This window comes from Dactylosporangium sp. NPDC000555 (genome assembly GCF_040300025.1).
Classification (GTDB): Bacteria; Actinomycetota; Actinomycetes; order Mycobacteriales; family Micromonosporaceae; genus Dactylosporangium.
The window spans coordinates 49,698-67,968 of record NZ_JBEPDB010000027.1 but is presented as its reverse complement, the minus strand read 5'-3'; the positions used below and the strand labels follow the sequence as shown (position 1 = coordinate 67,968).

Sequence of the window (18,271 nt, the reverse complement as noted above, 5' to 3'; positions counted from 1 at the left end):
GATGACCGATCGCCGCGCCGGGGACCACCCCCGGGTAGTTCTCGGCGTGGCCGGTGGCATCGCCGCTTACAAGGCCTGTGAGCTGTTGCGGCTCCTGACCGAGTCGGGCCACGGGGTGCGGGTCGTGCCCACCGCCGCGGCGCTCACCTTCGTCGGCGAGGCCACCTGGGCGGCGCTGTCCGGCCAGCCGGTGAGCACCGACGTCTGGACCGGCGCCCACGAGGTGCCGCACGTCCGCCTCGGCCGCGAGGCCGACCTCGTCGTCGTCGCCCCGGCCACCGCCGACCTGCTCGCCAAGGCCGCCACCGGCCTGGCCGACGACCTGCTCACGAACACGTTGCTCACGGCCCGGTGCCCGGTCCTGTTCGCGCCGGCCATGCACACCGAGATGTGGGAGCACCCGGCGACCCGCGCCAACGTCGCCACGTTGCGCTCCCGCGGTGTCGTGGTGCTGGAGCCCGCCGTCGGGCGGCTCACCGGCGCCGACACCGGCAAGGGGCGGCTGCCCGAGCCGGCCGAGATCTTCGCCGCCGCCACCCGGCTGCTGCGGCGCGGCCTGACGGATGCCGGGGCCGACCTGGCGGGCCGGCACGTCGTGGTCACCGCCGGTGGGACGCGCGAGCCGATCGACCCGGTGCGGTTCATCGGCAACCGGTCCTCGGGCAAGCAGGGATACGCGATCGCCCGCGCGGCCGTCGCCCGCGGCGCCCGGGTCACGCTCATCTCCGCCAACGTCGCGCTGCCCAACCCGGCCGGCGCCGACGTGGTGCGGGTCGAGACGACCGAGCAGCTGCGGGTGGCCGTCGTGGCCGCCGCGAAGGCCGCCGACGCCGTGATCATGGCCGCCGCGCCGGCCGACTTCCGGCCCGCGTCCTTCGCCGCCAGCAAGATCAAGAAGGTGGACGGCGTGGCGCCCGGGCTCGAGCTGGTCACCAATCCCGACATCGCCGCCGAGCTGGGTGCGGCCAAGCCCGACGGCCAGGTGCTCGTCGCGTTCGCGGCCGAGACCGCCGACCTGGACACCGCCCTGGCCGCCGCCCGGGAGAAGATGCGGCGCAAGCGCGCCGACCTGATCGTGGTCAACGAGGTCGGTGTGGACAAGACGTTCGGCTCCGAGCGCAACGAGGCGGTGATCCTCGGCGCCGACGGTGGCCGCGACACGCTGCCCGAACTGTCCAAAGACGACCTGGCTGATAGGATTTTGGATCGAGTGGCCGACCGTTTTGCCTGATCGAAGCGGGGAAGGTGTGGTGTGACACCGAGTTTGCGGCCGGGTCATCGCCCGGTGCGTCGCCCGTAGGTCGTACACTCTGGCGCAACATCAATTATCGATCGCTGTAACCCTGAGGAGCACCATTGGCACGCCGCCTGTTCACGTCAGAGTCGGTCACCGAAGGTCATCCCGACAAGATCGCCGATCAGATCAGTGACGGCGTCCTCGATGCGCTTCTCACTCAGGACGCGCACAGCCGAGTTGCCGTCGAGACGCTCATCACGACTGGTCAGGTCCACGTCGCCGGCGAGGTGACCACGACCGCCTACGCCGACATCGCCAAGATCGTCCGCGAGACGATCCTGGGCATCGGCTACGACTCCTCCAAGAAGGGCTTCGACGGCGCCTCCTGCGGCGTGAGCGTGTCGATCGGCTCCCAGTCGCCGGACATCGCGCAGGGCGTGGACTCCGCGATCGAGGTTCGTGAGGGCGCCGGCGGCGACGCTCTCGACCTGCAGGGTGCCGGCGACCAGGGCATGATGTTCGGCTTCGCGTGCAGCGAGACGCCGGAGCTCATGCCGTTGCCGATCGCCCTGGCCCACCGCCTGGCCCGGCGCCTGTCCGCGGTGCGCAAGGACGGCACGATCCCCTACCTGCGGCCCGATGGCAAGACCCAGGTCACCATCGAGTACGACGGGCTGCGCCCGGTGCGCCTGCACACCGTCGTGGTCTCCAGCCAGCACGCCCCGGACATCTCCCTCGACTCGCTGCTGACCCCGGACGTGCGCGAGCACGTCATCGCCCCCGAGCTCGAGGGCCTGGGCCTGGAGACCGATGGGTATCGCCTGCTGGTCAACCCGACCGGCCGCTTCGAGATCGGCGGCCCGATGGGCGACGCCGGCCTCACCGGCCGCAAGATCATCGTCGACACCTACGGCGGCTACGCCCGCCACGGCGGCGGCGCCTTCTCCGGCAAGGACCCGTCCAAGGTCGACCGCTCCGCCGCCTACGCGATGCGCTGGGTCGCCAAGAACGTCGTCGCCGCCGGCCTGGCCGAGCGCTGCGAGGTCCAGGTCGCCTACGCCATCGGCAAGGCCCACCCGGTCTCGCTGTTCGTCGAGACCTTCGGCACCGAGGTCGTGCCGGTCGAGCGCATCGAGAAGGCCATCAACGAGGTCTTCGACCTGCGCCCCGCCGCGATCATCCGCGACCTCGACCTGCTCAAGCCCGTCTACCAGCAGACCGCCGCCTACGGTCACTTCGGCCGCGAGCTGCCCGGCTTCACGTGGGAGCAGGCCTCGCGCACGGCCGAGCTGAAGTCCGCCGCCGGCGCCTGACGCTCACCGCACTCCCGACGTTGGCCGATCAGCCCGGACCCCGGATTGATCGGCCGACGCCATTCTCCGAAGCCTCCGATGATCGACCGGAGCCTATTGAGCCGGCGCTGTTCCCCGAGTCGGAGCTGAAGCCGCGCGCCGCCGCCGAACGCATTGCCGGAAATGCCGGCGGACGGGCCCGCGCCGCCCGCGCCACCGCCCCCGCGAAACGCGCCGCCGACGAATTCCCGGTCGCCCGCGTCTGCGTCGACAGCCCCCTGCCGCACCTCGACCGGCCCTTCGACTATCTCGTCCCGCACTCGGCCGCGGACACCGCGCTGCCCGGCACCCGGGTGCGCGTCCGCTTCGCCGGCCAGCTCGTCGACGGCTTCGTCCTCGAGCGCACCGCGGCCTCCGCGCACGACGGCAAGCTGCTGTTCCTCGAGCGCTCCGTCTCCGCCGAGGTCGTGCTCACCCCGCAGGTCGCCCGGCTCGCCCGGGAGATCGCCGACCGCTACGCCGGCACCCTCTCCGACGTGCTGCGCCTCGCCGTGCCGCCCCGCCACGCCAAGGCCGAGGCCGCCGCGCCGGCTTCTGCCGCACCGGCTCCGGCCGGCCCCTCCGACCGGGGCGGCTGGGCGCGGTACACGGCCGGCGCCGCGCTGCTGCGCGCCCTCTCCGACGGGCGGATGCCCCGCGCCGTGTGGACCGCCCTGCCCGGGGAGGACTGGCCGGCCCGCCTCGCCGAGGCCGCCGCGACCTGCCTCGCCGCCGGGCGCGGCGCGCTCATCGTGGTCGCCGACGCCCGCGACCTCGACCGGCTCGACGCGGCCCTGCTGCGCGCCCTCGGCGGCCCCGGCCACCACGTGGCGCTCTCCGCCGCGCTCGGGCCCGCCGAGCGGTACCGCCGGTTCCTGGCCGCCGCCCGCGGTACCGCCCGGATCGTCATCGGCACGCGGGCCGCCGCGTTCGCCCCGGTCGCCGGCCTCGGCCTGGTCGCGATCTGGGACGACGGCGACGACCTGCACAGCGAGCCGCGCGCGCCCTACCCGCACGCCCGGCAGGTCCTGCTCGCCCGCGCCGAGCAGGAGCGCTGCGCGGCGATCGTGGGCGGCTTCGGGCGTACGGCGGAGGCCCAGCAGCTGGTGGAGACCGGCTGGGCGATCGAGGTCGGCGCCGCCCGCGACGAGCTGCGCCGGTGCATGCCCCGGGTGCTCACCGTGGGCGAGCACGAGCGCGCCCGCGACCCGCAGGCGGCCGCCGCCCGGCTGCCCTCCGTCGCGTGGCGCGCCGCCCGCGAGGCCCTGGCCGGCGGCGCCCCGGTCCTCATCCAGGTGCCCCGCCGCGGCTACCTGCCCGCCGTGTCCTGCGCCGACTGCTACACCCCGGCCCGCTGCGCCCACTGCTCCGGCCCGCTCGCCCTGCCCGCCGCCGACGGCGTGCCCGTGTGCCGCTGGTGCGGCCGCCCGGCCGCGGGCCACGCCTGTCCCGAGTGCGGCGGCCGCCGCCTGCGCGCCGCCGTCGTCGGCGCCCGGCGTACCGCGGAGGAGCTCGCCCGCGCCTTCCCGGACACCACCGTGCGCACCTCCGGCCGCGACGAGGTCCTGTCCTCGGTACCGCGCGAGCCCGCCCTCGTCGTCTCCACCCCCGGCGCCGAGCCCCTCGCCGACGGCGGCTACGGCGCCGTGCTGCTCCTGGACGCGTGGGCCTTCCTCACCCGCGCCGACCTGCGGGGCACGGAGGAGGCGCTGCGGCGCTGGTTCGCGGCCGCGGCGCTGGCCCGCCCCGGCGCCCCCGTGGTCGTCGTCGCCGACGGCGGCCTGGTCGCGGTGCAGGCCCTGCTGCGCTTCGACCCGGCGTGGCTGGCCGCGCGCGAGCTCGCCGACCGTCGCGAGCTGGGCTTCCCGCCGGCGACGCGGATCGCGGCGCTGACCGGAGCGCCGGCGGCGGTGGCGGAGCTGCTGTCGCTGGCCGAGCTGCCGCCGGGCGCCGAGGTGCTGGGCCCGGTGCCGGCCGCCGACGGGCAGGAGCGCATGCTCGTGCGCACGGCCCGCTCGGCGGGCAAGGCGCTGGCGCTGTCGCTGAAGGCGGCGGCGGGGGCGAGGTCGGTGCGCAAGTCCGCGGCCGCGGTCCGCGTCCAGGTCGACCCGCTCGACCTGCTCTGATCGATCGGGTGCCCGGTGCCGAGCCGGTCAGGGACGCAGGGCCGACTCGAGGGCCTGTAGCAGCGGCGGGGCGCCTTCGCGGTTGTCGACCTCCAGGTGCGGCACGGCCGGCGGGCGCTCCGGCGGGATCGCCGCCAGGAACTCCGGCCAGCGGGCCAGCTTCTGGCCGTCGCGGTGCGAGCCGCGCGCCAGCAGCCGGGCGCGCAGCGTCCGCGGGTCGGAGTGGACCCACACCAGGCGTACCGGGTCGCCGCCCAGCGCCGCGACGAACGCCGACCAGCGGGACGGGTCGGAGATCTGGCCGGTGAACGGGCCCGAGAGCAGCACGGGGCAGCCGTGGGAGCGGATCTCGCGGGCCGTGGCGGCCAGCCCGGCGTACTCGTGGACCTTGATGTTCGCGTCGTACCACGGCCCCTCGCGCTCGCCCGGCGGGCGCCCGGCGGCGACGAGCGTCGCGGCCACGAAGTCGCCGTACAGGGTGTCCTTGTCCAGGAGGGCGGGAGTGGGGGAGAGCAGGCGCAGCAGCAGGGCCGCGACCGTGGACTTGCCCGCCCCGGGCGGCCCGGCGACCACCCAGGCCGGCGACCGCGACAGGACGCGAGGCGAGTCGGGCACATTCCGACGTTAGCTTAGACTGGAAAGGCCCGATTTCGGGCAAACTCGCATTTCGGATAAATGAGGTGCCGCTTGACCGTCCAGTCCGTCCGCCTGTTCGGCGACCCGGTGCTGCGCACGCCCGCCGACGCGGTCGTCGACTTCGACAAGGAGCTGCGCAAGGTCGTGAGTGATCTGCTCGACACCATGCGCCAGCAGAACGGCACCGGCCTCGCCGCTCCCCAGATCGGGGTCGGGCTCCGGGTGTTCACGTTCGACGTCGATGACGTCATCGGGCACCTGATCAACCCCGTGCTCGAGTTTCCCGACGAGGAGGAGCAGGACGGGCCCGAGGGCTGCCTGTCGATCCCCGGGGTGTATGTCGACACCAAGCGGCGGCAGAACGTCATCGCCAAGGGCTTCAACCAGCACGGCGACCCCATCCAGATCGTCGGCACGGGGCTGATGGCCCGCTGCGCGCAGCACGAGACCGATCACCTCGACGGCGTGCTGTTCGTCGACCGGCTCGACGCCGAGCGGCGCAAGCAGGCGATGAAGGAGATCCGGGCGGCGGAGTGGTACAACCCTGGTGAGCCACCGGTCGTCAAGGCCAGCCCGCACGGGCTGTTCGGCCTCCGGTGAGGCTCGTCTTCGCGGGCACGCCGGCCGTGGCCCTGCCCTCCCTCGACGCCATCGCCGCCTCGCGGCACGAGCTCGTGGCGGTCGTCACCCGCCCGGACGCGCCCGCCGGCCGCGGCCGCCAGCTCGTGCCGTCCCCGGTCAGCGCCTGGGCGAGCGAGCGCGGCATCGCGGTCCTGACCCCGGCGAAGCCCCGCGACCCGGAGTTCCTGGACCAGCTGCGGGACCTGCGGCCCGATTGCGCACCCGTGGTCGCGTACGGCGCCCTGGTGCCGCGGGCCGCCCTCGACGTCCCCCGCCACGGCTGGGTGAACCTGCACTTCTCGCTGCTGCCGGCCTGGCGCGGCGCCGCGCCCGTGCAGCACTCGGTCCTGCACGGTGACGAGATCACCGGGGCGAGCGTCTTCCTGCTGGAGGAGGGCCTGGACACCGGGCCGGTGTTCGGCACGCTCACCGAACCGATCGGGCCGCGCGACACGTCCGGCGACCTCCTCGAGCGCCTGGCGCGCTCGGGCGCCGAGCTGCTCGTCCGGGTGCTCGACGGGATCGAGGAGGGGGCGCTCGCCGCGGTACCGCAGCCGAATGAAGGCGTGTCGACGGCCCCGAAACTGACCGTCGAGGACGCGGCGGTGCGCTGGGCCGAGCCCGCGTTCGCGGTCGACAGGCGGATCCGGGCGTGCACCCCGGCGCCGGGGGCGTGGACGACGTTGCGGGGCGAGCGGCTCAAGCTCGGCCCCGTCACGCCGCTGACCGCGGCGACCGTCATCGGCGGCTCACCCGCGCCGGCGCCGGGCGTGCTCGCCGTCGAGCGCAACCGCGTGCTGGTCGGCACCGGCACCGTGCCCGTCGTGCTCGGCACGGTCACCGCCCCCGGCAAGAAGGCGATGCCCGCCGACGCGTGGGCGCGCGGCGCGCGGGTCGAGTCCGGGGAGAGCCTCTCTTGATGAAGCCGGTGCCCCGGCGTGGGCCCGGGCCGCGGCCCGCCGGCGGGCGCGACGACCGTCTTCCCCGTCCGCCGCGCGGCCGCCGGCCGGCCATCGACCCGGCGCGGGAGGCCGCGTACGAGGCCGTCGCCGCCGTGCACCGCGACGACGCGTACGCGAACCTGGTCCTGCCGCGGATGCTGCGCGAGAACGGCGTGAGCGGGCGGGACGCGGCGTTCGCGACGGAGCTGACCTACGGCACGCTGCGCCAGACCGGCACCCTCGACGCGATCGTCGCCGCGGCGGCCGACCGCCCGATGGATCGCATCGACCCGCCGGTCCGCGACGCGCTGCGCATCGGCGCGTACCAGCTGCTGCACATGCGCGTCGGCGCCCACGCCGCCGTCGCGACCACGGTCGACCTGGTCCGCTCGCTGGTGCCCGGCGCGGCCGGTTTCGCCAACGCCGTCCTGCGCCGGGTCGGCGAGGCGGACCGCGACGCGTGGCTCGAGCGGCTCGCCGGTAAGGGCACCGAGGGCGCGGCCGACCCGGTGGCCCGGGCCGCGCTCGTCCACGCGCACCCGCGGTGGATCGTCAACGCCTTCGCCGACGCGCTGGGCTCGCTCGACGAGGCCGAGCAGGCGCTCGACGCCGACAATCTGCCGCCGCCGGTACACCTGTGCGCCCGCCCCGGCCGCATCGCCCCCGCCGACCTGGCGGCCTCGCTGCCCGGCGCCGTCGTGGGCCGGTACTCGCCGTACGCGGTCGTCCTCGCGGGCGGCGGCGACCCGGCCTCGATCCCGGCGATCCGGGAGGGGCTCGCCCACGTCCAGGACGAGGGCAGCCAGCTCGTCGCGTCGGTCCTCGCCGGAGCCCCCGTCAGCGGCGCCGACGAGCGCTGGCTCGACCTGTGCGCGGGCCCCGGCGGCAAGGCGGGCCTGCTCGGCGCGCTCGCCGCCGGGCGAGGCGCCCACGTCACCGCCGTCGAGGTCGCCCACCACCGGGCCGCGCTCGTCGCGCAGGCCACGACGGGCCTGCCCGTCTACACCATCAATGCCGACGGCCGCGACGTCGGCAAGGACCCGGACCTGCCCGTCGGCGGCTTCGACCGGGTCCTCGTCGACGCGCCGTGCACGGGCCTGGGCGCGCTGCGGCGCCGCCCGGAGGCGCGGTGGCGGCGCCAGCCGTCCGACCTGCCGCCGCTGACCCGCCTGCAGCGGGAGCTGCTGCAGGCCGCCTTCCACGCCGTACGGCCGGGAGGCGTCGTGGCCTACGTGACGTGCTCGCCGCATCAGGCCGAGACGGAGGTCTCGGTCACGGAGGCGGCCCGGCGTTCCTCGATCGACGTGGACCTCGTCGACGCGCGCCCGTACCTGCCGGCGTCGCTCCCGGAGACCGGCACCGGCCCGACGGTGCAGCTGTGGCCGCACCGTCACGGCACGGACGCGATGTTCGTGGCCCTGCTGCGTCGCGGCGCCTAGATCACGCCTGTTTCATGACTGGGGTTGGAGCGAGGCGGAGTCCAGATTTCGTCTGGTGGTGGCCCGCGGGAGCCAGGCTACCGGTGTTGTAACCGGGCTTGTGCGGGACGCCGCCAGGCGGAATCTGGGCCCGCCGCAGCCCCGCCTCAGCCATGAAACAGGCGCTAAGGCCTGTCCCCGGTGCGTCGGCCGGCCGAGGGCGTTGCTCAGCCGAGCGTGTCCGAGGGGTGCGTGAGCCGGTCACGCTGGTGCGGAGGCGCCGCCGGCGGCGCATCGGGGATGAGCGCCGCGACGGCGGCCCGGCTGCCACAGCGGGCCGCGACGAGCCGGTCCCGCTCGGCGGTCCAGGCCGTGCCGAGCGCCTCGCGGGTCGCCGGGTCCAGCCGCAGCCGGGCGTCGTTGAGCAGTGTCCGCTCCTCCTCGTCGATGTGGTGGGCAAGCGAGTTGGCCAGCTTGCCCAGCGCCCGGTCGAACTCGGCGGACAGCACGTCCGCCACGTCGAGCAGTGCCAGCAGCCTGCGGTGCCCGTCGGCGTGCTCGTCCGCCCCGTGCTCGACGTGCGCGCCGCCGCCGGCGAGCTCGCGCAGCTTCGGGTACACCTCGGACTCCTCCGCGCAGGCATGCCCGACGAGCAGGTCCGCGAGCTCCGCCCGCCCGGCGACCCGCCGCTGCCGCACCGCCGCGGCATCGACGTCGCGCGCCCGCAACGCCCGCAACAGCTGCTCGAACCGCACGTGATCCCTGATAATCGCCTCGACGACATCCATGGTGACCATTTTCGCAGCCTTGGTGTCCGGTTCGCCGGACAACGGCCGAACCGTTCGATGTATCCACCGCCGTGCTCGTCGAGGCCCACGCCCGGCGTGGGCGGGCGGCCGGGGGCCGTGCACCCGGCGCGGGTGGCGGACGGGCTCGATAGCATCACGCTGTGTCGGACAACGTGATCGCTCCCTCGATTCTCGCTGCGGACTTCGCTCGGCTCGCCGATGAGGCGCGAGCCGTGGAGGGGGCCGCGGACTGGTTGCACGTGGATGTCATGGACTACCACTTCGTCCCGAATCTCACGATCGGGCTGCCCGTGGTGCAGAGTCTGCGGAAGGCGACCACGCTGCCGTTCGACTGTCACCTCATGATCGCGGACCCGGCCCGGTGGGCGCCCGCCTACGCGGAGGCGGGGGCGTACAACGTCACCGTTCACGCCGAGGCCGCGACCGATCCGGTGGCGATCGCCAAGGATCTGCGGGCCGCGGGGAGCCGGGCGGGGCTGGCGATCGACCGGGACACGCCCGTCGAGGGGTACCTCGAACTGCTGCCCCACTTCGACCTGCTGCTCATCATGACGATCAAGGCGGGCTTCGGGGGGCAGGCGTTCCTGCCCGAGATGCTCGACAAGGTGCGCACCGCTCGGCGGCACATCGACGCCGGGCATCTTGAACTGCGCATTGAAGTCGACGGCGGAGTGGCCGAAGATACCATCGCGGCGTGTGCCGAGGCGGGGGCGGACGCGTTCGTCGCCGGGACCGCCGTGTACGGGGCGGAGGACCCCGCCGCTGCCGTGCGCAAGCTGCGGGCCGTCGCCTCGAACGGCTAGCGCCAGTCATGCAACAGGCGCTGGTCCCCGAAAGAGCACGTAACGAGCAGACAGGACGGCAGTGGGCGAACGCGACGTCATTCTCGTGGTCGACGACGACGTCGACATCGCCCGGTTCATCGAGGTCAACCTCAAACTCGAGGGCTTCGACGTGCTGCTCGCGCACGACGGGGCCACGGCGCTGTCGCTGATCCAGGAGCACAAGCCGGCGCTGGCGGTGGTCGACTGGATGATGCCGCAACTCGACGGGCTCGAACTCACCCGCCGGCTGCGCGCCGACCCGATGACCGCGTCGATGCCGGTGATCCTGCTGACGGCGCGCGGGCAGACCGCGGACAAGGTGATCGGGCTGCAGGCGGGGGCGGACGACTACCTGGTCAAGCCGTTCGACACGCTGGAACTGGTGGCGCGGGTGCGCTCCACGCTGCGGCGCAACCAGGAGAACCGTGAGGTCTCGCCGCTGACGGGGCTGCCCGGCAACACCCGGATCCTGCGCGAGATCACGGACCGGGCGCGGGCCGGCAGCGACTTCGCGGTCTCGCACGTCGACATCGACCGGTTCAAGCCCGTCAACGACGTGTACGGGTTCGCGCGCGGCGACGAGTTCATCATCGCGCTCGCCCGGGCGCTGCACCGGGCCGTGGTCGAGGTCGGGCTGCCGCCGGCGTTCCTGGGGCACATCGGCGGGGACGACTTCCTGATCGTGTGCGCGCCCGAGCAGCTCAAGGAGCTCACGACGAAGGCGATCCTGGAGTTCCAGGCCGCCTCCGACGCGCTGTACGACCCGGTCGACGCCGAGCGCGGGTACATCGAGGTGATGTCGCGCGCCGGCGAGGTGCAGCAGCCCAACCTGGTGACCCTGTCGATCGGGGTGGCCATCGGCACGCCCGAGAGCGGCAACTTCACCGACCCGCGCGAGATCATCGCCATCGCCACCGAGATGAAGAAGGTGGCCAAGAAGCACAACGGCAACTACGTGGCGGTCGACCGGCGCAGCGCCGTCGAGTTGTGACGCATATCCCGGGGCGTGGCCGGTAAGGACCGCGATTTCTGTGTAAGACTCATGACAAGTACCCACCACGCGCTGGCGGGGCTCGGTGAAATTCCGAACCGGCGGTAATCGGCCCATCACGGGCCGGAAGCCCGCGACCCGGTCGAAGCCATCGGCCGGTGGACCTGGTGTGAGTCCAGGGCCGACGGTCATAGTCCGGATGGGAGTTCAGCGCGCGGGATCCGGTGTCGCCCGAATCGGGTGAGCCGGTGGGCTGCTGCGCGCTTCCCCGGCGCCTCTTCGCCGGGATTCGCCGGTGTCCCCCCGCGTGTGATCACGGACCACGCGGGAGAGGGACATGGCAGACGACGAGACGTTCATGCGCCGCGCCATCGAGCTGGCGCGCCTGAGCCTCGGCGAGACCAGCCCCAACCCCAACGTCGGCTGCGTCATCGTGGCCCCGGACGGCCGGATCGTCGGCGAGGGGCGCACCGCGCCGGCCGGCGGGCCGCACGCCGAGGTCGGGGCGCTGCGGCAGGCGGGCGAGCTGGCCCGCGGCGCCACCGCCTACGTCACGCTGGAGCCCTGCGACCACACCGGCCGCACCGGACCCTGCTCGCGTGCCCTGCTCGCCGCGGGGGTGGCGCGCGTCGTGGCCGGCGTCCGCGACCCCAACCCGGCCGCCGCGGGCGGCGCCGAGACGTTGCGGTCCGCCGGGGTCGTCGTCGACCTGGGTTCGGTACTGCACGAGCTCGCCCACGACGCCATGGAGGGCTGGCTCACCGCCGTTTCCCGCGGCACCCCTTACGTCATCTGGAAGTTCGCGGCCACGCTCGACGGTCGCTCCGCCGCCGCGGACGGCACCAGCAAGTGGATCACCTCGCCGGACGCGCGGGCCGACGTGCACCGGCTGCGGGCCGGCGTCGACGCGATCATCGCCGGGATCGGCACCGTACTGGCCGACGATCCGCAGCTCACCGTGCGTTCGCCGGAGGGCGCGCTCGCCGAGCGCCAGCCGCTGCGCGTGGTCGTCGCGGGCACCCGCGGTACCGAATCCGGCTCGCGGGTTTTTGATTTTTCGGCGCCGACGTGGGTCGTGGCGCCGGGGGAGGACGGGCGGGCCGACCTGCCGGCCATGCTCCGCGAGCTGTACGCGCGCGGGGTCCGCGTCGCGCTGCTGGAGGGCGGCCCGACGCTCGCGGGCGCGTTCCTGGCCGCGGGGCTGGTCGACCGGGTCGTCGCGTACCTCGCGCCCAAGCTGCTCGGCGCCGGCCCCGTGGCGCTGGGCTTCGCGGGAATCTCCAGCATCGCCTCGGCATTGACGCTTGACGTCGTCGACCTCGCCAGGATCGGGCCCGACGTGCGCCTGACGGCAACAGTGAAAGGTGCGTGAGCAGTGTTCACCGGCATCATCGAAGAGCTCGGCACGGTCGTCGGGATCGACGAGCTGGGCGACTCCGCCCGGCTCGCGATCCGCGGCGCGATCGTCGCCTCCGACGCCGCCCACGGCGACTCGATATCCGTCAACGGGGTCTGTCTGACCGTGGTCGACAACGCCGACGGGGTCTTCACCGCGGACGTGATGGGCGAGACGCTCAAGCGCTCGACGCTCGGGTCGCTGCGCGCCGGAGCGGCCGTCAACCTGGAGCGGGCCGCGACCGTCGCCACCCGCCTCGGCGGGCACATCGTGCAGGGCCACGTCGACGGGGTCGGCTCGGTCCTGTCGCGCGAGGCCGGCGACCAGTGGGAGACGGTCACGTTCTCGCTGCCCGAGGGGCTGAGCCGATACGTGGTGGAGAAGGGCTCCATCACCGTCGACGGGATCTCGCTCACCGTCACCGCCGTCACCGACGACACGTTCTCGGTCGGGCTGATCCCGACCACGCTCAAACTCACGACGCTCGGCGCCAAGGGCGTCGGCGAGCGGGTCAACCTGGAGGTCGACATCATGGCGAAGTACGTGGAGAAGCTCCTCGGGAAGGCGCGGCAGTCATGAGCGCCCCGGAGCGCGGCGGCGTTCCGGACGGGCCGGTCACCGACCTCGATCCGATCGAGCGGGCCGTCAAGGACATCGCCGCCGGCCGTCCCGTCATCGTCGTCGACGATGAGGACCGCGAGAACGAGGGCGACCTGATCTTCGCGGCCGAGTTCGCCACCCCCGAGCTGGTCGCGTTCATGGTGCGCTACACCTCCGGGTACATCTGCGTGCCGATCACCGAGGAAGAGGCCGACCGCCTGGACCTCCCGCCGATGTACCGCACGAACCAGGACCGCCGCGGCACCGCGTACACGGTGACCGTCGACGCGCGCTTCGGCGGTACGACCGGGATCTCCGCCGCCGACCGCGCCCGCACCATCAAGCTGCTCGCCTCGGCCGACACCCAGCCGCACGACCTGTCCCGCCCCGGGCACATCGTGCCGCTGCGCGCCAAGGACGGCGGCGTGCTGCGCCGGGCCGGGCACACGGAGGCGGCCGTCGACCTGGCCACCATGGCCGGCCTGCGCCCGGCCGGCGTGCTGTGCGAGATGGTCAACGACGACGGCACCATGATGCGCCTGCCGGACCTGCGCAAGTTCGCCGTCGAGCACGACCTGGCGCTGATCAGTATCGCCGACCTCATCGCGTATCGCCGGCACAACGAGAAGCAGGTCGAGCGCGTGGCCGAGACCCGGCTGCCGACCGAGCACGGGGTGTTTCGCGCGGTCGGGTACACCCAGCACTTCGGCAACGGCGAGCACATCGCCCTCGTCTACGGCGACCTCGGCGACGGCGAGGACGTGCTCGTGCGGGTCCACTCCGAGTGCCTCACCGGCGACGTGTTCAGCTCGGTGCGCTGCGACTGCGGTCCCCAGCTGGAGGCGTCCATGAAGATGGTCGCCGCCGAGGGCCGCGGCGTGGTCCTCTACATGCGCGGGCACGAGGGCCGGGGGATCGGCCTGATCCACAAGCTGCAGGCGTATCAGCTGCAGGACCTCGGCCGCGACACCGTGGACGCCAACCTCGACCTCGGCCTGCCCGCCGACGCCCGCGACTACGGGGTCGGCGCGCAGATCCTCGTCGACCTCGGCATCAAAACGATGCGACTGCTCACGAACAACCCGGCAAAGCGGGCGGGCCTGGAGGGGTACGGTCTGTCCGTGCTGCATCGCGTCTCCCTGCCGACCCGGCCGCACCCGGAGAACGTGCGCTACCTGCGCACCAAGCGGGACCGGATGGGGCACCTGCTGGACGAGCTGGACGAGGTCGCGGAGGGACTTGCGTAATGGCTGGTAGTGGAGCACCCGTCCTGCAACGGGTGGACGGCACGGGACTGACCCTGGGGATCGTGGCCACCCGGTGGCACGCGGAGCTGGTCGACCACATGCTGCGCCGGGCGATCGAGGCCGGCGAGGCGTCCAACGTCGACCACATCACGGTCGCCCGGGTCGACGGGGCGGTCGAGCTGCCGGTCCTGGCGCAGGCGCTGGCGCATCGCTTCGACGCGGTGGTCGCCCTGGGCGTGGTGATCCGGGGGGACACGGCCCATTTCGAGTACGTCTGCCAGTCCGTGACCGACGGCCTCACGCGGGTCGCCCTGGACGAGTCGACGCCGGTGGCGCACGGCGTGCTGACGGTGGACAACTACGAGCAGGCCCGGACGCGGGCCGGGTTCGCGGACTCCGCGGAGGACAAGGGCTACGGGGCGACCCTGGCCGCGCTGGATGCGGCGGTCGCGCTGCGCCTGGTCGCGAAGTCCTGAACGCGGGCGCGGCCCGTCACCCCCCCCACCTCGAGGCGTGACGGGCCGTGCGCCGTGCGATGTGCCGTTCCAGCGCGACGGGTCGTGCCGGAACGGTGTGGCCTTGCGTGACGGGCCGTGCGCCGTGCGATGTGCCGTTCCAGCGCGACGGGTCGTGCCGGGTTGGCGCGGCCCTTCCGGAAATGTCGGATAAGTCCGGATATGACCGGCCCGTCGCGATCGCCGTGCCGTGCCGTGCCGTGCCGGAGGCGCCGCCAGGCGGCTGACAGCGCCGCCGGGGGCTCAGATCTCGAGGACGGTCGCCAGGTCGTCGCGGAAGGTGCGCTCCGCCTGCGTCACCTGCTCGCCGCCCAGGCCCAGCACCCCGCCGCTGCGGGCGGCGCCGACCACCTGGTCGGCCACGGTGACGACCCAGTAGCGGTACGCCTGGGCGTCGCCCGGCTCGGCCTTCGCGACGAGGAGCTCGTGCGCGGCGCGGGCGCGGGAGATCACGTCGGCCAGGCCGGCGTCGCGGTCCGGGAACTCGATGATCGGCGGCTCGTCGCCATGGGTGACGTCGCCCTGGCGGGAGACGACCTCCGACGCGACGGACGTGACCAGGGGGCTGGACGAGCCGCGGCCGTCCGCGATGGCGGTCATGCCGGCCGTCCACTCCTCGCGGGTGCGCCGGCTGCCGTCGGGCTCGGCCTGGGACGCGGCGATCAGGACGGACTGCGGGAGGCCGACGAGCAGGCCCCACTCTTCGTCGGTGTACTTCGGCTCCGTATCCACGATCGACAGGGTAACCATGCGATCGGAGCGCTAAACCGAAGGGCGTATCCGCGCGTCGTCAGCGTGTGGTGAGGTGAGGCGCGACACGCCTGTCAGTAACCGGATTCCGTTTCGGTGCGCAGGCCTGCGAGAATTCGAGCTCGTGAAGACCTTCGACGAGCTGTTCGCCGAGCTGAGCGCCAAGGCGGCGGCGGGCGCACCCGGATCCGGCACTGTGGCGGCGCTGGAGAAAGGCGTGCATTTCATCGGCAAGAAGGTCGTCGAGGAGGCCGCCGAGAGCTGGATGGCGGCCGAGCACGAGGGGCCGGAGCGCACCGCGGAGGAGCTCTCGCAGCTGCTGTACCAGGTGCAGTGCCTGATGCTGGCGACTGGGCTTTCGCTGGAGGACGTCTACCGACATCTGTAGTTCGGTCCCGTCCTTCCCCGAAACCCCCGCCATCCGTCTGGAGACAACCGAATGCTTCGCATCGCCGTGCCCAACAAGGGCACCCTCGCCGTGCCCGCCGCCCAGATGCTGCAGGAGGCCGGCTACCGCCAGCGCTCCGACCCCAAGGACCTGCTCTACCGGGACGAGCCCAACGGCGTCGAGTTCTTCTACCTGCGCCCGCGTGACATCGCCACGTACGTCGGCTCCGGCGACCTCGACCTCGGCATCACCGGCCGTGACCTGCTCGTCGACGCGGGCAGCCCGGCCGCCGAGGTGCTCGACCTCAACTTCGGCAGGGCCACCATCCGGTTCGCCGCCGTGCCCGGCTCGGTGAAGGGCTCGAGCCCCGCCGACCTCGAGGGGCTGCGCGTGGCCACCGCCTACCCCGGCGTCATGGAGCGCTACTTCGCCGAGCACGGCGTGCGCACCGAGGTCATCCGGCTCGACGGCGCCGTGGAGAACGCGATCCGCCTCGGCGTCGCCGACGTCATCGCCGACGTGGTCGAGACCGGCAAGACCCTCCGGCAGGCCGGGCTGGACACGATCGGCGATCCGATCCTCAAGTCCTCGGCGGTGCTGATCCGCCGGGCGGGTGAGGAGCTTCCCGCGGGTGTATCGCAGCTGCTGCGCCGCCTGCAGGGCGTGCTCGTCGCCCGGCAGTACGTCATGCTCGCCTACGACGTGCGGGCCGACTCGCTCGACGCCGCGGTCGCGCTGACCCCCGGCATCGAGTCGCCGACCATCTCGCCGCTGCACCGCGAGGGCTGGGTGGCGGTCCAGGCGATGGTGCCGCGGGCCGATGTGCACCGGATCATGGACGAGCTCTACGAGGTGGGCGCCCGCGCCATCCTGGTGACCGGAATCCACGCCTGCCGGCTGTAGTGGCAGACTGGGGCCGTGAGCACGCCTTTTTCGGTCACCGCGCGGCCCCAGCGGGCCCGGATCATCGCCTATGTCCTCGCGCTCGTCGTCGTCGTGGTCTTCACGCTGATCGCGTTCGGGCTGCACGGCAAGACGGGTGACGGGCCCGGGTTCTTCCAGCGCGGCGACCAGGCGGCGATGATCGGCCTGGGCCTGTGCGCCGCGGCCGGCATCCTGCTGATGACCCGGCCGCGGGTCGTGGCCGACGAGCACGGCGTGCGGGTCCGCAACGTCATCGGCGCCTACGACCTGCCCTGGGACGTGGTGCGGGCGGTCACCTTCGGTCGCGGTGCCCCGTGGCTCACTCTCGACCTGCACGACGACGAGCGGGTCGCGGTCATGGCGGTGCAGATCGCCGACAAGGACTACGCCGTGCAGGCCGCCCGCAGGCTGCGCGCCCTGCACACCGCGAGCCGGACACCGACCGTGGTAGAGTAGTCGTGTCGACCGCATCCCGTCCCCAAAACGGGGTGTTCGAAGCGGGACCGCTGAGGTCCCCACCCGCGCGGCTCGCAAGCGGCCGGGTCCGGTCCGGCCGATCCGCCTCGTGCGGACTGGTCGAGCGGCCCTCGCCTGCGTTCGCGCGGCGGGGGTTTTTGGCATTGCCGCAGCGCCGGCTCGAAGGGGCCGGGTGCTGGCGGGCGGGGCCGGAAATGCCGGGAACAACGGATGCGTTGACCACATGAGTTGAAACACCTATTGAGGAGGCCACATCAGCGTCGAGCCACGCGTCAACGAGCAGATCCGGGCACGTGAGGTCCGGCTGGTCGGCCCGGAGGGCGAGCAGGTGGGCATCGTCCCGCTCGAGCGCGCACTCCAGCTGGCCGCCGACGTGGACCTGGACCTGGTCGAAGTTGCGCCCATGGCACGCCCGCCCGTCTGCAAGCTCATGGACTTCGGCAAGTTCAAGTACGAGAGCGCGCTCAAGGCCCGGGAAGCCCGGCGTAACCAGCAGCAGACCGTCATCAAGGAGATGAAGCTCCGCCCGAAGATCGATCCGCACGACTACGAGACCAAAAAGGGTCACGTGGTGCGGTTCCTGAAGGCGGGCGACAAGGTCAAGGTAACGATCATGTTCCGTGGCCGCGAGCAAAGCCGCCCGGAGCTAGGTTTCCGGCTGCTGCGCAAGCTCTCGGAGGAGATCTCGGAGCTGGGCTTCGTCGAGGCCGCGCCCAAGCAGGACGGCCGCAACATGATCATGGTCTTGGCACCTCACCGCAACGTGAAGGCCGCGGCGACGCAAAGCCGCGAGAAGGCGGACGGCGGCGTTGGCTCGGAGGGCGAAACAGTCGCCGAGCTGCCCGAGGTCGTCACCGCCGACCAGGCGTAAGCACGCCGGGGCGGCGCCGCCGACAAGGCACGCACAGCATCGTCATATCAACCACCGCGTCGTGCGGGCGGGCCCCGCACAACGCGGAGTTTCCGGCTGCGCGCCGGATTGCCACGGCACCCTGACGCTATGTCGACGGCAGGGTGCCGGCGCACCCGATGAATGAAGG

Annotated in this window: 19 protein-coding genes and 1 riboswitch; of the genes, 16 read left to right on the top strand and 3 right to left on the bottom strand. The window is 73.1% G+C overall.

What is annotated here, in order from left to right; genetic code table 11:
• The first annotated feature begins 1 nt into the window (after position 1).
• The 3 genes from coaBC (at position 2) to ABT297_RS18530 (ending at position 4,694) form a co-directional block, all read left to right on the top strand.
• Positions 2 to 1,231 carry a bifunctional phosphopantothenoylcysteine decarboxylase/phosphopantothenate--cysteine ligase CoaBC gene (gene coaBC, locus ABT297_RS18540; protein WP_350550747.1) on the top strand — a complete coding sequence of 410 codons (1,230 nt, stop codon included), beginning with the start codon at positions 2 to 4 and terminating at the stop codon, positions 1,229 to 1,231.
• A 125-nt stretch (positions 1,232 to 1,356) separates the two neighbouring features.
• Entirely contained in the window at positions 1,357 to 2,550 is a 1,194-nt protein-coding gene (gene metK, locus ABT297_RS18535; RefSeq protein ID WP_350550744.1) for a methionine adenosyltransferase, read from the top strand.
• 20 nt (positions 2,551 to 2,570) lie between these two features.
• Positions 2,571 to 4,694 carry a primosomal protein N' gene (locus tag ABT297_RS18530; RefSeq protein WP_502885586.1) on the top strand — a complete coding sequence of 708 codons (2,124 nt, stop codon included), beginning with the start codon at positions 2,571 to 2,573 and terminating at the stop codon, positions 4,692 to 4,694.
• 27 nt (positions 4,695 to 4,721) lie between these two features.
• On the opposite strand, the gene ABT297_RS18525 is transcribed toward ABT297_RS18530, so the two are convergent.
• Entirely contained in the window at positions 4,722 to 5,309 is a 588-nt protein-coding gene (locus tag ABT297_RS18525) for a P-loop nucleotide/nucleoside kinase family protein (protein WP_350550741.1), read from the bottom strand.
• A gap of 72 nt (positions 5,310 to 5,381) precedes the next feature.
• Here ABT297_RS18525 and def point away from each other — a divergent pair, with 72 nt between their 5' ends.
• From def to ABT297_RS18510, 3 genes are read left to right on the top strand one after another with little or no spacing between them, the layout of a single operon-like run.
• Positions 5,382 to 5,930 (top strand): peptide deformylase, encoded by a 549-nt coding sequence (gene def / locus ABT297_RS18520; protein ID WP_350550739.1) that lies wholly within the window; start codon positions 5,382 to 5,384, stop codon positions 5,928 to 5,930.
• Entirely contained in the window at positions 5,927 to 6,871 is a 945-nt protein-coding gene (gene fmt, locus ABT297_RS18515) for a methionyl-tRNA formyltransferase (RefSeq protein WP_350550736.1), read from the top strand. The genes def and fmt overlap by 4 nt, the downstream gene beginning before the upstream one ends.
• Positions 6,871 to 8,331, top strand: a complete 1,461-nt coding sequence (locus ABT297_RS18510; RefSeq protein WP_350550734.1) for an RsmB/NOP family class I SAM-dependent RNA methyltransferase — start codon at positions 6,871 to 6,873, stop codon at positions 8,329 to 8,331. Before fmt ends, ABT297_RS18510 begins: the two co-directional genes overlap by 1 nt.
• Before the next feature lie 206 nt (positions 8,332 to 8,537).
• Here ABT297_RS18510 and ABT297_RS18505 read toward each other — a convergent pair whose 3' ends face one another.
• The gene (locus ABT297_RS18505) at positions 8,538 to 9,098 is read right to left on the bottom strand and encodes a hemerythrin domain-containing protein (RefSeq protein WP_350550732.1); all 561 of its coding nucleotides are present in this window, start codon (positions 9,096 to 9,098) and stop codon (positions 8,538 to 8,540) included.
• 161 nt (positions 9,099 to 9,259) lie between these two features.
• On the opposite strand from ABT297_RS18505, the gene rpe reads away from it, so the two are divergent.
• The 6 genes from rpe (at position 9,260) to ribH (ending at position 14,653) form a co-directional block, all read left to right on the top strand.
• A complete protein-coding gene (rpe, locus tag ABT297_RS18500) occupies positions 9,260 to 9,922 on the top strand; it encodes a ribulose-phosphate 3-epimerase (RefSeq protein ID WP_350550729.1) in 663 nt (220 codons plus the stop codon).
• Between the two features lie 61 nt (positions 9,923 to 9,983).
• Entirely contained in the window at positions 9,984 to 10,934 is a 951-nt protein-coding gene (locus ABT297_RS18495; RefSeq protein ID WP_350550727.1) for a GGDEF domain-containing response regulator, read from the top strand.
• A gap of 67 nt (positions 10,935 to 11,001) precedes the next feature.
• Positions 11,002 to 11,150, top strand: a riboswitch (FMN riboswitch).
• A gap of 121 nt (positions 11,151 to 11,271) precedes the next feature.
• Positions 11,272 to 12,306 (top strand): bifunctional diaminohydroxyphosphoribosylaminopyrimidine deaminase/5-amino-6-(5-phosphoribosylamino)uracil reductase RibD, encoded by a 1,035-nt coding sequence (ribD, locus tag ABT297_RS18490; protein WP_350550724.1) that lies wholly within the window; start codon positions 11,272 to 11,274, stop codon positions 12,304 to 12,306.
• 3 nt (positions 12,307 to 12,309) lie between these two features.
• Positions 12,310 to 12,909, top strand: a complete 600-nt coding sequence (locus ABT297_RS18485; RefSeq protein WP_350550722.1) for a riboflavin synthase — start codon at positions 12,310 to 12,312, stop codon at positions 12,907 to 12,909.
• On the top strand, positions 12,906 to 14,177 hold the full coding sequence (locus ABT297_RS18480; protein WP_350550719.1) for a bifunctional 3,4-dihydroxy-2-butanone-4-phosphate synthase/GTP cyclohydrolase II: 1,272 nt from the start codon (positions 12,906 to 12,908) through the stop codon (positions 14,175 to 14,177). The genes ABT297_RS18485 and ABT297_RS18480 overlap by 4 nt, the downstream gene beginning before the upstream one ends.
• The gene (gene ribH / locus ABT297_RS18475; protein ID WP_350550717.1) at positions 14,177 to 14,653 is read left to right on the top strand and encodes a 6,7-dimethyl-8-ribityllumazine synthase; all 477 of its coding nucleotides are present in this window, start codon (positions 14,177 to 14,179) and stop codon (positions 14,651 to 14,653) included. Before ABT297_RS18480 ends, ribH begins: the two co-directional genes overlap by 1 nt.
• A gap of 282 nt (positions 14,654 to 14,935) precedes the next feature.
• Here ribH and ABT297_RS18470 read toward each other — a convergent pair whose 3' ends face one another.
• Entirely contained in the window at positions 14,936 to 15,424 is a 489-nt protein-coding gene (locus tag ABT297_RS18470; RefSeq protein ID WP_350550714.1) for a hypothetical protein, read from the bottom strand.
• A 142-nt stretch (positions 15,425 to 15,566) separates the two neighbouring features.
• On the opposite strand from ABT297_RS18470, the gene ABT297_RS18465 reads away from it, so the two are divergent.
• From ABT297_RS18465 to infC, 4 genes are all read left to right on the top strand, one after another.
• A complete protein-coding gene (locus ABT297_RS18465) occupies positions 15,567 to 15,830 on the top strand; it encodes a phosphoribosyl-ATP diphosphatase (RefSeq protein ID WP_350550712.1) in 264 nt (87 codons plus the stop codon).
• A gap of 51 nt (positions 15,831 to 15,881) precedes the next feature.
• Positions 15,882 to 16,733: an ATP phosphoribosyltransferase gene (gene hisG, locus ABT297_RS18460; RefSeq protein WP_350550709.1), complete on the top strand. Its 852-nt coding sequence runs from the start codon at positions 15,882 to 15,884 to the stop codon at positions 16,731 to 16,733.
• 15 nt (positions 16,734 to 16,748) lie between these two features.
• A complete protein-coding gene (locus tag ABT297_RS18455; RefSeq protein ID WP_350550706.1) occupies positions 16,749 to 17,210 on the top strand; it encodes a PH domain-containing protein in 462 nt (153 codons plus the stop codon).
• 274 nt (positions 17,211 to 17,484) lie between these two features.
• On the top strand, positions 17,485 to 18,102 hold the full coding sequence (gene infC / locus ABT297_RS18450) for a translation initiation factor IF-3 (protein ID WP_350550804.1): 618 nt from the start codon (positions 17,485 to 17,487) through the stop codon (positions 18,100 to 18,102).
• Positions 18,103 to 18,271 lie beyond the last annotated feature (169 nt).